The sequence below is a fragment of the Candidatus Nitrosopumilus salarius BD31 genome (assembly GCF_000242875.2).
In the GTDB taxonomy this organism is placed as follows: Archaea; Thermoproteota; Nitrososphaeria; order Nitrososphaerales; family Nitrosopumilaceae; genus Nitrosopumilus; species Nitrosopumilus salarius.
The window spans coordinates 1-686 of record NZ_AEXL02000017.1; the positions used below are offsets into that span (position 1 = coordinate 1).

At 31.0% G+C, this 686-nt stretch carries 1 protein-coding gene; it reads right to left on the minus strand.

Going from position 1 to position 686, the window contains the following annotated elements; genetic code table 11:
• Positions 1 to 5 precede the first annotated feature (5 nt).
• Positions 6 to 587 carry a DNA-methyltransferase gene (locus BD31_RS00725; protein WP_008296955.1) on the minus strand — a complete coding sequence of 194 codons (582 nt, stop codon included), beginning with the start codon at positions 585 to 587 and terminating at the stop codon, positions 6 to 8.
• Positions 588 to 686 lie beyond the last annotated feature (99 nt).

Genomic DNA, 686 nt, shown 5'->3' on the forward strand with positions numbered 1-686 from the left:
TTCAATCAATTCAGATGGAAGTTTGGTGGGAGTTTTTCATCCCCAGTCCAATACTCTCTTTTGATATCCCAAACATCTTCCTTATCTCTGTAATGAAGACTGCGACCATCTATAGTTTTTTCATCTTTTTTGAATCTAGAAAAGGGAAAGAATTTTCGTTTTTTATCATCTTTACAAACATAAAGACAATGGTAATGAGATGAAACAAATTTCCTTTTAGTGACCACCCCAAACTGATATTTCCAAATAATATGATTAACAGTTACAAATCCAACATCATCCAGTGCTCGTAAAATATCTTTAAGATTATTCCATCCTGAGAAAACATACATGCTTCCAGAATCCTTTAAAATTCTGAAAACTTCACTCATCCAAGCAAATGTGAAATCATAATAATCCTCGGCTTTGATTTCATTATATCCAGATAATACTCTTGATGCAGTTCTGTTGTAGTTTGCTTTTTTTGCCTTGAAATTTATGGCAAAAGGGGGATCAGTAATCACCAGATCAATTTTATTTTTAGGAATTGAATTCATTCCTTCAATACAATTCTGATTGTAAATTTTGTTAATTTCGATTTTTGTCACTTTTTAATTCAAGACCATTTCCTAGCTTAATAATGTCATGGATTTGTAGTTGAGATTAAACAATAAATCACCAATTAACTTCCATCAAATGATCTTGAA